Annotated in this window: 13 protein-coding genes; 11 read left to right on the forward strand and 2 right to left on the reverse strand. The window is 42.1% G+C overall.

The features are described from left to right. Window positions 1–206 precede the first annotated feature (206 nt). The 5 genes from BSCG_RS08185 to der all read left to right on the forward strand — a co-directional run bounded on the left by BSCG_RS08185 (window position 207) and on the right by der (window position 4408). Window positions 207–785, forward strand: coding sequence for a YceD family protein (locus tag BSCG_RS08185; RefSeq protein ID WP_004297143.1), 579 nt, complete (start codon window positions 207–209; stop codon window positions 783–785). 12 nt (window positions 786–797) lie between these two features. Then, complete coding sequence (rpmF, locus tag BSCG_RS0127640; RefSeq protein ID WP_004296852.1) at window positions 798–983, forward strand: 50S ribosomal protein L32; 186 nt, start codon at window positions 798–800, stop codon at window positions 981–983. 87 nt (window positions 984–1070) lie between these two features. Next, entirely contained in the window at window positions 1071–2078 is a 1008-nt protein-coding gene (locus tag BSCG_RS08180; RefSeq protein ID WP_004297146.1) for a beta-ketoacyl-ACP synthase III, read from the forward strand. Between the two features lie 86 nt (window positions 2079–2164). Further along, the gene (era, locus tag BSCG_RS08175) at window positions 2165–3046 is read left to right on the forward strand and encodes a GTPase Era (RefSeq protein ID WP_004297147.1); all 882 of its coding nucleotides are present in this window, start codon (window positions 2165–2167) and stop codon (window positions 3044–3046) included. Window positions 3047–3094: 48 nt separating this feature from the next. Then, a complete protein-coding gene (gene der / locus BSCG_RS08170; protein ID WP_004297149.1) occupies window positions 3095–4408 on the forward strand; it encodes a ribosome biogenesis GTPase Der in 1314 nt (437 codons plus the stop codon). 106 nt (window positions 4409–4514) lie between these two features. On the opposite strand, the gene lptB is transcribed toward der, so the two are convergent. Then, on the reverse strand, window positions 4515–5276 hold the full coding sequence (lptB, locus tag BSCG_RS08165) for an LPS export ABC transporter ATP-binding protein (RefSeq protein ID WP_004297152.1): 762 nt from the start codon (window positions 5274–5276) through the stop codon (window positions 4515–4517). Between the two features lie 75 nt (window positions 5277–5351). Here lptB and BSCG_RS08160 point away from each other — a divergent pair, with 75 nt between their 5' ends. Beyond that, window positions 5352–6095, forward strand: coding sequence for an MlaE family ABC transporter permease (locus BSCG_RS08160; RefSeq protein ID WP_004297154.1), 744 nt, complete (start codon window positions 5352–5354; stop codon window positions 6093–6095). After that, entirely contained in the window at window positions 6092–6862 is a 771-nt protein-coding gene (locus tag BSCG_RS08155; protein ID WP_004324648.1) for an ABC transporter ATP-binding protein, read from the forward strand. The genes BSCG_RS08160 and BSCG_RS08155 overlap by 4 nt, the downstream gene beginning before the upstream one ends. Window positions 6863–6927: 65 nt before the next feature. Here BSCG_RS08155 and BSCG_RS08150 read toward each other — a convergent pair whose 3' ends face one another. Further along, window positions 6928–7173: an RNA recognition motif domain-containing protein gene (locus BSCG_RS08150; protein WP_004297160.1), complete on the reverse strand. Its 246-nt coding sequence runs from the start codon at window positions 7171–7173 to the stop codon at window positions 6928–6930. Window positions 7174–7614: 441 nt separating this feature from the next. Here BSCG_RS08150 and tig point away from each other — a divergent pair, with 441 nt between their 5' ends. The 4 genes from tig (at window position 7615) to recQ (ending at window position 13372) form a co-directional block, all read left to right on the forward strand. Continuing rightward, window positions 7615–8970 carry a trigger factor gene (tig, locus tag BSCG_RS08145; RefSeq protein WP_008776668.1) on the forward strand — a complete coding sequence of 452 codons (1356 nt, stop codon included), beginning with the start codon at window positions 7615–7617 and terminating at the stop codon, window positions 8968–8970. 143 nt (window positions 8971–9113) lie between these two features. Then, a complete protein-coding gene (gene clpP, locus BSCG_RS08140) occupies window positions 9114–9776 on the forward strand; it encodes an ATP-dependent Clp endopeptidase proteolytic subunit ClpP (RefSeq protein WP_004297164.1) in 663 nt (220 codons plus the stop codon). Between the two features lie 2 nt (window positions 9777–9778). Next, on the forward strand, window positions 9779–11023 hold the full coding sequence (gene clpX, locus BSCG_RS08135) for an ATP-dependent Clp protease ATP-binding subunit ClpX (RefSeq protein ID WP_004297166.1): 1245 nt from the start codon (window positions 9779–9781) through the stop codon (window positions 11021–11023). Window positions 11024–11191: 168 nt separating this feature from the next. After that, complete coding sequence (recQ, locus tag BSCG_RS08130; protein ID WP_004305598.1) at window positions 11192–13372, forward strand: DNA helicase RecQ; 2181 nt, start codon at window positions 11192–11194, stop codon at window positions 13370–13372. The last annotated feature ends 31 nt before the right edge of the window (window positions 13373–13403 follow it).

A 13403-nucleotide genomic window follows, 5' to 3' on the forward strand; every position in this document is an offset into this window, starting at 1 on the left:
TTAAGAAGCCTCGCTTGTCTATTGGACGGGCGAGGCTTTCTGTTTTTTATTACTTTGGTATTTATATCGCCGTTTTTAACAGATACAAACCTCATAATACCTATTAAAAAAGTGAATATTTACTGATAATTTGTATGTTATGAGGATATTTATTTGTATCTTTGTCGCCCGAATTGTAAGCTAACGATTTAAAAAAGAGAGAAGCTTTGGGAAAGTTTGATAAATACAAAATTGACTTGAAAGGAATGCAAACAGACTCTGCTAAGTATGAGTTTGTATTGGATAACCTTTACTTCGCTCACATTGATGGTCCTGAAGTTCAGAAAGGAAAGGTGAATGTTACATTGACCGTGAAAAGAACCTCTCGTGCTTTCGAGCTGAGTTTTCAGACTGAGGGAATGGTATCAGTACCATGTGACCGTTGTCTGGATGATATGGAGCTACCTATCAGTTCTTCTGATAAACTGATGGTAAAGTTTGGACATGAATATGCAGAAGAAGGTGACAACCTGATTGTGATTCCCGAAGAAGAAGGGGAAATCAACGTTGCATGGTTCATGTATGAGTTTGTTGCGCTCTCTGTACCCATGAAGCATGTACATGCTCCCGGTAAGTGCAATAAAGCGATGACTGGTAAATTGAACAAGCATTTGAAAACAAATGCGAATGAGGATAGCGATGATACTTTCGACACAGGTGGAGATGACATCGTAATTGAGGAAGAAGTGGAGGAACAAATTGATCCCCGCTGGAATGAATTAAAAAAAATATTAGATAATAATTAAAGTTTTAAGAAAATGGCACATCCTAAGAGAAGACAATCAAGTACGAGACAAGCGAAGAGAAGAACTCATGATAAGGCAGTAGCTCCTACATTGGCTATTTGTCCGAATTGCGGTGAATGGCACGTTTACCACACTGTATGTGGTGCTTGTGGCTATTACAGAGGCAAGCTCGCTATTGAGAAAGAAGCAGCTGTATAATTAGTACAGTTATACTGAAAACAGCCTGGGGGTGAAACTCTCCGGCTGCTTTAAGTATTATAGTATTGCTAATTTAAAATAGGTTTGATGGAAAAAATAAATGCAGTAATCACAGGAGTCGGCGGGTACGTTCCCGATTATATCTTGACTAACGACGAGATATCAAAAATGGTGGATACCAACGACGAATGGATTATGACTCGTATCGGAGTAAAGGAAAGACATATTCTGAATGAGGAAGGATTAGGTAGTTCATACATGGCGCGCAAAGCTGCCAAACAGTTGATGAAGAAGACTGGTGCTAATCCTGATGATATCGATTTGGTTGTTGTTGCTACCACTACTCCTGACTATCACTTCCCTTCTACAGCTTCTATTCTTTGTGATAAACTCGGACTAAAGAATGCTTTTGCCTTCGACTTGCAGGCTGCTTGTAGCGGATTCCTGTATTTGATGGAGACAGCTGCTAATTTCATCCGTTCGGGAAGATATAAGAAAATTATCATTGTCGGTGCCGATAAGATGTCGTCAATGGTTAACTATACAGATCGTGCTACATGCCCTATTTTCGGTGACGGTGCTGCTGCCTTTATGGTGGAGCCCACTACGGAAGATTACGGAATCATGGATTCGATACTGAGAACAGATGGCAAAGGTTTGCCTTTCCTCCACATGAAAGCTGGTGGTTCGGTTTGTCCTCCGTCTTATTTCACAGTAGACAATAAAATGCACTATCTGTTTCAGGAAGGAAGAACAGTATTTAAATATGCTGTATCCAACATGTCGGATGTCTCTGCTGCAATCGCAGAAAAGAATGGTCTGACGAAAGATAGTATCAACTGGATTGTTCCGCATCAGGCGAATGTCCGTATTATCGAGGCTGTGGCTCACCGTATGGATGTGCCAATGGATAAAGTGTTGGTAAATATTGAGCATTACGGTAACACGAGTGCCGCTACACTTCCTCTGTGTATCTGGGATTATGAAGATAAACTCAAGAAAGGCGATAACATCATTTTCACTGCATTCGGTGCCGGATTTACTTGGGGCGCAGTGTACGTGAAATGGGGTTATGATGGAAAGAAGGAATCGTAACGTAAGTTACTGAATTATAACACTCAAAAACGCATCCTATTTCGATTCGATGCGTTTTTTTGTCTCAACCAATAAAATAAAGAGAAATGCATAAAGCAGGTTTTGTAAACATCGTAGGAAATCCGAATGTCGGAAAGTCGACATTGATGAATGTCTTGGTGGGCGAACGTATTTCGATCGCTACCTTCAAAGCGCAGACTACTCGTCACCGGATTATGGGAATCTATAATACGGATGAGATGCAGATTGTTTTTTCTGATACTCCGGGTGTGTTGAAGCCCAATTATAAGCTACAGGAGTCTATGCTGAATTTTTCTACTTCGGCATTGACGGATGCGGATATCTTGCTTTATGTAACGGACGTGGTGGAGACGCCGGATAAGAATAATGAGTTTATGGAAAAGGTGCGTCAGATGACGGTGCCTGTTCTCTTGCTCATCAATAAGATAGATCTTACAGATCAGGAAAAACTGGTAAAGCTGGTGGAAGAATGGAAAGAGTTGCTTCCCCAAGCCGAAATTATTCCGATTTCTGCTACATCAAAGTTCAATGTAGACTATGTGATGAAGCGGATCAAAGAACTGCTGCCCGATTCTCCTCCTTATTTTGGAAAGGATCAGTGGACGGATAAGCCTGCCCGTTTCTTCGTGAATGAGATTATCCGGGAAAAGATTCTGCTCTACTACGATAAAGAGATTCCCTATTCGGTGGAGGTTGTCGTGGAAGAGTTTAAGGAAGAACCGAAGAAGATTCATATTCGGGCGGTGATTAACGTGGAACGTGATTCGCAGAAAGGAATCATTATCGGTAAACAGGGAAAGGCGTTGAAGAAGGTGGCTACCGAGGCTCGCCGTGAACTGGAACGTTTCTTTGGAAAGACTATTTTCCTCGAAACGTATGTGAAAGTGGATAAGGATTGGCGTAGTTCGGATAAGGAACTCCGCAATTTTGGTTATCAGTTAGATTAAGAGTATTCATGCGACTGTGATAGTCGTGAAAAAACAAGGTATTGAACTATGGGTAATTTAGTTGCAATTGTAGGACGCCCGAATGTGGGCAAGTCTACCTTATTTAACCGTCTGACGAAGACTCGTCAGGCTATTGTGAATGAAGAAGCGGGTACAACCCGCGACAGACAATATGGCAAGTCTGAGTGGCTGGGCCGTGAATTCTCTGTGGTTGACACCGGTGGATGGGTGGTCAACTCGGATGATGTCTTTGAAGAGGAAATCCGTAAGCAGGTATTATTGGCTGTGGAAGAAGCGGATGTCATTCTGTTTGTAGTGGATGTGATGAATGGAGTGACTGACTTGGATATGCAGGTAGCTGCTATTCTGCGTCGTGCTAATAGTCCGGTGATTATGGTTGCCAATAAAACGGATAATCACGATTTGCAATATAACGCTCCCGAATTCTATAAACTGGGATTGGGCGATCCGTATTGCGTTTCTGCCATGACAGGAAGTGGTACGGGTGATTTGATGGACTTGATTGTCAGCAATTTCAAGAAAGAATCATCAGAAATCCTGGATGATGATATTCCCCGTTTTGCTGTGGTAGGACGTCCGAACGCCGGAAAGTCTTCCATTGTAAATGCATTTATTGGGGAAGAACGTAATATCGTAACAGAGATTGCCGGAACTACCCGCGACTCTATCTATACTCGTTACAATAAATTCGGATTTGATTTTTACCTGGTGGATACAGCGGGTATCCGTAAGAAAAACAAGGTAAATGAAGACTTGGAATATTATTCAGTCGTTCGTTCGATTCGTTCTATCGAAGGTTCGGATGTTTGTATTCTGATGTTGGATGCTACAAGAGGTGTTGAGGGGCAGGACTTGAATATCTTTTCTCTGATTCAGAAGAATCAGAAAGGTCTGGTAGTTGTTATAAATAAGTGGGATTTGGTGGAAGATAAATCTGTGAAAGTACAGAAAGCGTTTGAGGAAGCTGTTCGCTCGCGTTTTGCTCCGTTTGTCGATTTCCCGATCATCTTTGCTTCTGCACTGACTAAGCAACGTATTCTGAAAGTGCTTGAAGAAGCACGTAGTGTGTATGAGAACCGGACGACAAAAATCCCGACCGCACGTTTGAATGAAGAAATGCTTCCGTTGATCGAGGCTTATCCGCCTCCTTCAAATAAAGGTAAGTATATCAAAATTAAATATATCACACAGTTGCCGAATACACAGGTGCCTTCATTTGTATATTTCGCCAACTTACCGCAGTATGTGAAAGAGCCATACAAACGTTTCCTCGAAAATAAGATGCGTGAGAAATGGAATCTGACAGGTACTCCGGTTAATATTTATATTCGACAGAAATAAATAAAAAAGACACGGATTGTCTATATATATATTCTATATAATTGAGACAATCCGTGTCTTTTTATAAATATATCTCTGTGAGATCTTGTATTACTTTGTAGTAGACTTATTTTTCCAACTGGAAATCTTTTCGGCGTAACACGAAGCTGTTACTCAAGTATTTTTCACGTACAATCTGATTTTCCGATAATTCTTCCGGTGTTCCCTGGAAAAGGATCTTTCCTTCGAACAGCAGATAGGCGCGGTCTGTGATACTAAGCGTTTCCTGTACGTTGTGGTCGGTAATCAGGATTCCGATATTCTTGTCTTTCAGTTTCCATACAATTTGCTGGATATCTTCTACGGCAATCGGGTCGACACCGGCAAAAGGTTCGTCAAGCATGATGAATTTGGGGTCGATGGCAAGACAACGGGCAATCTCTGTACGGCGGCGCTCACCTCCCGACAACTGGTTACCTTTATTTTTGCGTACCTTTTGCAGACGGAACTCTGCAATCAGGCTTTCGAGTTTCTCTTTTTGATATTCTTTGGGCTTGTTGGTCATTTCCAGTACAGAGGCGATATTATCTTCCACGCTCATCTGGCGGAAAACGGAAGCTTCCTGTGCAAGGTAGCCGATTCCCGTTTGTGCGCGTTTGTAAACCGGATATTTGGTAATCTCCAGGTCATCGAGGAAAATACGTCCTTCATTAGGAGTAATCAGCCCTACAGTCATATAGAATGAAGTCGTCTTACCGGCACCGTTCGGTCCCAGCAAACCTACAATCTCACCTTGCTTCACATTGATGGAAACGTGGCTTACAACGGTTCGTTTACCGTACTTCTTAACCAGGTCTTCCGTGCGGAGCACCATCTTGCTTTCTTCCATATTCTAGTTATTTTGCGGCAAATGTAGTAAAAATAAGCTGAAATAATGTACATTTGCAGACAAATAGTGTGAGTTATGATAAAAGCATTGAGAACCGTCGGGAGATATTTCATGCTGATGGGTCGGACTTTTTCCCGCCCCGAACGTATGCGTATGTTCTTCCGGCAATACCTTAACGAGTTGGAGCAGCTAGGTGTGAACTCCATCGGTATTGTGCTGTTGATTTCGTTTTTCATCGGCGCAGTGATTACCATTCAGATTAAGTTGAATATCGAAAGTCCATGGATGCCCCGCTGGACAGTGGGATATGTGACACGTGAAATTATGTTGCTGGAATTTTCTTCTTCCATCATGTGTTTGATTCTTGCCGGAAAAGTCGGGTCGAATATCGCTTCGGAATTAGGAACGATGCGGGTGACGCAACAGATTGATGCGCTCGAAATTATGGGTATCAATTCGGCGAACTACCTGATTTTGCCTAAGATTACGGCGATGGTGACTGTTATTCCTATTCTAGTGACGTTTAGTATCTTTGCCGGAATCATCGGTGCCTTTTGCACGTGTTGGTTTGCCGGGGTTATGAATGCTGTCGATCTCGAATATGGTTTGCAGTATATGTTTAACGAATGGTTTATCTGGGCGGGTATCATCAAATCCCTCTTTTTTGCGTTTATCATTGCAAGTGTGTCCGCTTTCTTCGGATACACGGTAGAGGGAGGTTCGATTGCTGTAGGAAAGGCTTCTACGGATGCCGTAGTATCCAGCAGTGTATTGATTCTGTTTTCAGACTTGATATTAACTAAACTTTTGATGGGATGATTGAGATTAAAGGACTTTATAAATCATTTGATGACAAGACAGTATTGAGTGATATCAATGCTGACTTTGCAAATGGAAAGACAAACTTGATTATCGGTCAGAGTGGTTCCGGTAAGACGGTGTTGATGAAATGTATTGTAGGATTGCTAACTCCGGAGAAAGGGGAAGTCTTGTATGACGGACGTAACCTTGTCCTGATGGGGAAGAAGGAGAAGAAGATGCTTCGCAAGGAAATGGGAATGATTTTCCAGAGTGCGGCTCTTTTTGACTCTATGACCGTATTTGATAATGTGATGTTTCCACTGAATATGTTTAGCAACGATATCTTGCGTGACCGGATCAAACGGGCGATGTTCTGTCTGGATCGTGTGAATCTGGGGGAAGCGAAAGATAAGTTTCCGGGAGAAATCAGTGGTGGTATGCAGAAGCGTGTGGCTATTGCGCGTGCGATTGCCTTGAATCCGCAATATCTGTTTTGCGATGAGCCGAACTCGGGGCTGGACCCGAAAACGTCATTGGTGATTGATGATCTGATCCACGATATTACGCAGGAATATAACATGACGACCATTATCAATACGCATGATATGAACTCTGTATTGGGAATTGGTGAGAAGGTGATTTATATTTATGAGGGACATAAAGAGTGGGAAGGTACGAAAGATGATATCTTTACTTCTACCAATGAGCGACTGAATAACTTTATCTTTGCTTCCGACTTGCTCCGTAAGGTGAAGGACGTGGAAGTGCAGGGAATGGAAGGGTAATAAAAAAACTTCTGTCATCGGGTGACAGAAGTTTCTTTTTTTCTTAGCTATGTTAGCGTCGGCAATTAAGCTCTAGGTCTAGCTTCTTTAACTACCATTGTACGGCCCATGTATTCAGCTCCGTTCAATTCAGCAATAGCTTTTGCAGCTGCAGCGTCGTCTTCCATTTCGATGAAAGCGAATCCTTTGGATTTACCGGTTTCACGGTCCATAACAACTTTAACTGATGATACTGCTCCGTAATCTTCCATCACTTGTTGCAGATCTCCTTCCTTAACACGGTAGTTAAGGTTTCCAACATAAATGTTCATAATGAAAATGATAAAAAATAAATAAATGAATAAAACTCTCTGGATAGATGGTTACTAATAAAAAGATTAAAACGACAGAGAGTTTACAAATGCGTTTTGGTAACGGAAGTAAAAACCTTGTAATCAAATCGAAAAACTAATGGTCCATCAATCCGCAACAAAGAAAAGAATAATTTTTGGATTAACCATCTTTTTGGAAAGTTAATTTGCGGATTATCAGAAAAAAAGTAGGCCGGGGGAACCTGGCGGGGTGGGTGTTGATGGTGATTTTATCTTGTTTATAGATGGAATATCAGTGAAATATCGATAAAAGATGTGTGAAAGATGGGTGGCGTTGCTGAAATAAATCTGCAATGTCTTTTGAAATTTGAAAGATTAGCACTAATTTTGCACCCTCTTTGAGTATAGAACAAAGTATAAATCAAATAAATAATTGTCAGAATGAACGTTTCATTACAAAACATTGACAAAGTAAGCGCAGAGCTTACTGTAAAGCTTGAGAAAGCCGATTATCAGGAGAAAGTAGACAAAGAGTTGAAATCACTCCGTCAGAAGGCACAGATTCCGGGATTCCGTAAAGGTATGGTTCCGACAAGTCTTATTAAAAAGATGTATGGTAAGTCGGTAATTGCAGAGGTTGTGAATAAGGCACTGCAAGAAGCTGTTTACAATTATATTAAAGAAAATAAGGTGAATATGTTGGGCGAGCCGTTGCCTAACGAGGAAAAGCAACAGAATATTGATTTCGATACAATGGAAGAATTCGATTTCGTATTCGACATCGCTTTGGCACCTGAATTTAAAGCAGAAGTAAGTGCTAAAGATAAAGTAGATTATTATGCTATCGAAGTTTCTGACGAAATGATCGACAACCAGGTGAAGATGTATACTCAACGCACTGGCAAGTATGATAAGGTAGACGCTTACGAAGATAATGATATGCTGAAAGGTCTGCTGGCACAGTTGGACGAAGAAGGCAACACAAAAGAAGGTGGTATCCAGGTAGAAGCTGCAGTATTGATGCCTGCTTACATGAAGAACGACGATCAGAAAGCTATTTTTGCTAATGCAAAAGTAAATGATGTATTGGTGTTCAATCCGAATGTGGCTTATGACGGACATGCTGCTGAACTGGGTTCTTTGTTGAAGATTGACAAGGAAATTGCAAAAGACGTGAAGTCTGATTTCAGCTTCCAGGTAGAAGAAATCACTCGTTTTGTTCCGGGTGAATTGACTCAGGAAGTATTCGACCAGGCATTCGGCGAAGGTGTTGTGAAGACTGAAGAAGAATTCCGCGCTAAGATTAAAGAAGAAATCGCAGCTAGATTTGTGGCTGACAGCGATTATAAATTCCTGATCGACATTCGCAAGGTGATGATGGAAAAAGTAGGTAAACTGGAATTCTCTGATGCCCTGCTGAAACGTATCATGTTGCTGAACAACGAAGAAAAGGGAGAAGAATATGTTGCTGAAAACTATGATAAGAGCATTGAAGAACTGACTTGGCACCTGATTAAGGAACAGTTGGTTGAAGCAAACGATATCAAAGTAGAACAGGAAGATGTTCTGAAGATGGCTAGAGAAACAACAAAGGCACAGTTTGCTCAATACGGTATGTTGTCTATTCCTGACGATGTGCTTGACAACTATGCACAGGAAATGTTGAAGAAGAAAGAAACTATCAATAATTTGGTAAGTCGTGTGGTAGAAGTGAAGCTTGCTGCTGCTTTGAAAGCACAGGTTACTTTGGAGAACAAGAACGTTTCGATCGAAGAATTCAATAAAATGTTTGAGTAATCATTCGGTTGAATAAAATATAAAGTCACAGAAACACAGAGTTTTTATAAAATTATAACTCTGTGTTTTTTTGTGTCTCTGTATTCTTTTTCGTTTCTTTGTACTTACGTTTATTTTTAATTTATAAGAAAGGAACAATTAACATGGATGATTTTAGAAAATACGCAACCAAGCATTTAGGAATGAATGGCATGGTATTGGATGATGTGATTAAGTCGCAGGCCGGGTATTTGAATCCCTATATTCTGGAAGAAAGACAGTTGAACGTAACTCAACTCGACGTTTTCTCCCGTTTGATGATGGACCGCATCATTTTCCTTGGTACACAAGTTGATGACTATACAGCTAATACGCTCCAGGCACAGTTGTTGTATCTGGATTCTGTGGATCCGGGTAAGGATATCTCTATCTATATCAACTCTCCGGGCGGAAGTGTATATGCCGGACTGGGCATTTATGATACGATGCAGTTTATTTCAAGCGATGTTGCTACCATCTGTACAGGTATGGCAGCTTCAATGGCAGCCGTATTGCTGGTTGCCGGTGCTGAAGGCAAACGTTCTGCATTGCCTCACTCACGTGTGATGATTCATCAGCCGATGGGTGGTGCGCAGGGACAAGCATCGGACATTGAAATCACAGCTCGTGAGATTCAGAAATTGAAGAAAGAACTTTATACGATTATCGCCGATCATTCGCATACTGATTTCGATAAAGTATGGGCGGACTCTGACCGTGACTACTGGATGACAGCTCAGGAAGCGAAAGAGTACGGTATGATTGATGAGGTATTGATTAAGAAATAAAAATGGCTGATTCAAAAACAAAGAAAAGGTGTAGCTTCTGTGGACGGTCGGAGAATGAAGTCGGATTCCTGATTACGGGAATGAACGGTTACATCTGCGACAGCTGTGCTACCCAGGCTTATGAGATCACTCAGGAAGCATTGGGAGAAGGCAAGAAAAGTGCAGGAGCTACCAAGCTCAACTTAAAAGAACTGCCCAAACCGGTAGAAATCAAGAAATTCCTCGACCAGTATGTGATCGGGCAGGATGATGCGAAACGCTTCCTTTCCGTATCGGTCTATAACCATTATAAACGTTTGTTGCAAAAAGACAGCGGTGATGATGTGGAGATTGAAAAGTCGAACATTATTATGGTGGGTAGTACCGGAACCGGGAAAACGTTGCTCGCACGCACGATTGCTAAGTTACTGCACGTGCCGTTTACTATTGTAGACGCTACAGTGCTGACGGAGGCCGGTTATGTGGGCGAAGATATCGAAAGTATTTTAACCCGTTTGCTTCAGGTGGCAGATTATAATGTACCTGAAGCTGAACAGGGTATCGTGTTTATCGACGAGATCGACAAAATTGCCCGTAAAGGAGATAATCCTTCCATCACTCGCGACGTGAGCGGTGAAGGCGTACAGCAGGGATTACTGAAATTGCTCGAAGGCTCTGTGGTGAACGTACCTCCCCAGGGAGGCCGTAAGCATCCGGACCAGAAGATGATTCCGGTAAATACCAAGAATATTCTCTTTATCTGCGGCGGTGCGTTCGACGGTATCGAGAAGAAGATCGCCCAACGGTTGAACACCCATGTCGTAGGTTATACGGCATCGCAGAAAACAGCGACGGTAGACAAGAATAACATGATGCAGTACATCGCTCCACAGGATTTGAAGTCATTCGGACTGATTCCCGAAATTATCGGACGTCTTCCGGTATTGACTTATTTGAATCCGCTGGACCGGGATGCGCTTCGTGCGATCCTTACCGAACCGAAAAACTCAATCATCAAACAGTACATCAAACTGTTTGAAATGGATGGTATCAAGCTGACATTTGAAGATGATGTCTTCGAATATATCGTCGACAAGGCGGTAGAATATAAGCTAGGTGCCCGCGGATTGCGCTCTATTGTGGAAACAATTATGATGGATGTCATGTTTGAAATCCCTTCAGAGAACAAAAAAGAGTATAAGGTGACGCTGGATTATGCAAAGATGCAACTGGAAAAAGCGAATATGGCACGACTACAAACCGCTTAAAATCAAAGAGTAAGGCTACAGAAAATGATCGTAACTGTATTTTCTTGAAAATATTAGTCGCATTTTGCTTGGTAATTACGAAGTTGTTTATAACTTTGTTTGGCTCTCTTGAAGAAGAGAACATACTTAAAGTTAAACCATGAACTGAATAAAACAACCTTAGTTAAGATGGCAGGGAAGATTAATTTAACAGATGAACTGAAAAAGTATTTCGGATTTAATAAGTTCAAGGGAAACCAGGAAGCGATCATTAATAACTTGCTCGATGGTAAAGATACCTTTGTACTGATGCCTACCGGTGGCGGGAAATCTTTATGCTATCAGCTACCTTCGGTCTTGATGGAAGGTACGGCAATCGTAATTTCTCCGCTCATTGCGTTGATGAAGAATCAAGTGGATGCAATGCGCAATTTCAGTGAAGAAGATGGCGTCGCCCATTTTATCAATTCTTCATTAAATAAAGGCGCGATAGACCAAGTGAGGTCGGACATCCTTGCCGGAAAGACAAAATTGCTATATGTAGCGCCGGAGTCGCTGACGAAAGAAGAAAACGTAGAGTTTTTGCGTTCGGTAAAGATTTCGTTCTATGCAGTGGATGAAGCTCACTGTATTTCTGAATGGGGCCATGACTTTCGACCGGAATACCGGCGGATTCGCCCTATTATCAATGAAATAGGTAAAGCTCCGTTGATTGCGCTTACCGCAACGGCGACACCGAAGGTGCAGCATGATATCCAGAAAAATCTGGGAATGGTGGATGCTCAAGTCTTCAAATCTTCGTTCAACCGTCCGAACCTTTATTATGAGGTACGTGCGAAGACCGCTAATATTGACAGGGATATTATCAAGTTTATCAAAAACAATCCGGAGAAATCGGGCATTATCTATTGCCTTAGCCGGAAAAAAGTGGAGGAACTTGCTGAAATCCTGCAGGCAAACGGTATCAATGCGCGTCCTTATCATGCTGGAATGGATTCGTTGACCAGGACCAAGAATCAGGATGATTTCCTGATGGAAAAAGTGGACGTTATTGTAGCAACTATCGCTTTCGGTATGGGAATTGACAAGCCGGATGTGAGGTTCGTGATTCACTACGATATTCCAAAGAGTCTGGAAGGGTATTACCAGGAGACCGGGCGCGCCGGTAGAGATGGCGGTGAAGGTCAGTGCATAACCTTTTATACAAACAAAGACTTGCAGAAACTGGAAAAGTTCATGCAAGGAAAACCTGTGGCAGAGCAGGAAATTGGCAAGCAGCTTCTGTTGGAAACCGCTGCTTATGCCGAATCTTCCGTATGCCGACGCAAGACGTTGCTGCATTATTTCGGTGAAGAATATACGGAAGAAAATTGTGGAAATTGTGACAACTGTTTAAACCCTAAAAAACAAGTGGAGGCTCAAGAGTTATTGTGTGCCGTGATTGAAGCGATTATCGCGGTGAAAGAAAATTTTAAGGCAGATTATATTATAGACATACTACAAGGTAAAGAAACTTCCGAAGTACAGGCGCATTTGCATGAAGACCTCGAAGTCTTCGGCTCCGGTATGGGTGAAGAGGATAAGACATGGAACGCAGTGATTCGTCAGGCGCTGATTGCAGGTTACTTGAGCAAAGATGTGGAGCATTACGGACTCCTGAAAGTGACGGAGGAAGGACACAAGTTCCTGAAGAGACCGAAGTCATTCAAGATTACCGAGGACAACGATTTCGAAGAGACGGAAGAAGAAGTTCCGGCACGCGGCGGTGGCTCCTGTGCAGTAGATCCGGCTCTTTATTCCATGTTGAAGGACTTGCGGAAGAAACTCTCGAAGAAACTGGAAGTACCGCCTTATGTGATCTTCCAGGACCCGTCTTTGGAAGCAATGGCTACCATTTATCCGGTGACATTGGACGAGTTGCAGAATATACCGGGCGTAGGAGCTGGAAAAGCAAAACGTTACGGTGAAGAGTTCTGTAAATTAATCAAACGCCACTGTGAAGAGAATGAAATAGAACGTCCTGAAGACTTGCGGGTACGTACGGTTGCCAATAAATCAAAGATGAAGGTAGCTATCATTCAGGCAATTGACCGTAAAGTGGCGTTAGATGATATCGCTCTTTCCAAAGGGATTGAATTTGGTGAACTGCTGGACGAGGTAGAAGCGATCGTTTATTCGGGAACCAAACTGAATATAGATTACTTCCTGGAAGAAATCATGGATGAAGATCATTTGCTTGATATCTACGATTATTTCAAGGAATCTACCACTGATAAGATTGATGATGCGCTTGACGAATTAGGCGATGACTTCACGGAAGAGGAAGTTCGTTTGGTACGTATTAAGTTCATCTCTGAAATGGCTAATTAAAAAAGCGAAAAAAATAGGCGTGCAGGTATGC

Origin of the sequence: Bacteroides sp. 2_2_4 (genome assembly GCF_000157055.1) — a bacterium.
Taxonomy (GTDB): Bacteria; Bacteroidota; Bacteroidia; order Bacteroidales; family Bacteroidaceae; genus Bacteroides; species Bacteroides ovatus.

What these genes read in the sequence shown, in the direction of transcription:
- rpmF (WP_004296852.1), top strand. Translation starts at nt 798, where the DNA reads ATGGCACATCCTAAGAGAAGACAATCAAGTACGAGACAAGCGAAGAGA.
- BSCG_RS08180 (WP_004297146.1), top strand. Translation starts at nt 1,071, where the DNA reads ATGGAAAAAATAAATGCAGTAATCACAGGAGTCGGCGGGTACGTTCCC.
- era (WP_004297147.1), top strand. Translation starts at nt 2,165, where the DNA reads ATGCATAAAGCAGGTTTTGTAAACATCGTAGGAAATCCGAATGTCGGA.
- der (WP_004297149.1), top strand. Translation starts at nt 3,095, where the DNA reads ATGGGTAATTTAGTTGCAATTGTAGGACGCCCGAATGTGGGCAAGTCT.
- lptB (WP_004297152.1), bottom strand. Translation starts at nt 5,276, where the DNA reads ATGGAAGAAAGCAAGATGGTGCTCCGCACGGAAGACCTGGTTAAGAAG.
- BSCG_RS08160 (WP_004297154.1), top strand. Translation starts at nt 5,352, where the DNA reads ATGATAAAAGCATTGAGAACCGTCGGGAGATATTTCATGCTGATGGGT.
- BSCG_RS08155 (WP_004324648.1), top strand. Translation starts at nt 6,092, where the DNA reads ATGATTGAGATTAAAGGACTTTATAAATCATTTGATGACAAGACAGTA.
- BSCG_RS08150 (WP_004297160.1), bottom strand. Translation starts at nt 7,173, where the DNA reads ATGAACATTTATGTTGGAAACCTTAACTACCGTGTTAAGGAAGGAGAT.
- tig (WP_008776668.1), top strand. Translation starts at nt 7,615, where the DNA reads ATGAACGTTTCATTACAAAACATTGACAAAGTAAGCGCAGAGCTTACT.
- clpP (WP_004297164.1), top strand. Translation starts at nt 9,114, where the DNA reads ATGGATGATTTTAGAAAATACGCAACCAAGCATTTAGGAATGAATGGC.
- clpX (WP_004297166.1), top strand. Translation starts at nt 9,779, where the DNA reads ATGGCTGATTCAAAAACAAAGAAAAGGTGTAGCTTCTGTGGACGGTCG.
- recQ (WP_004305598.1), top strand. Translation starts at nt 11,192, where the DNA reads ATGGCAGGGAAGATTAATTTAACAGATGAACTGAAAAAGTATTTCGGA.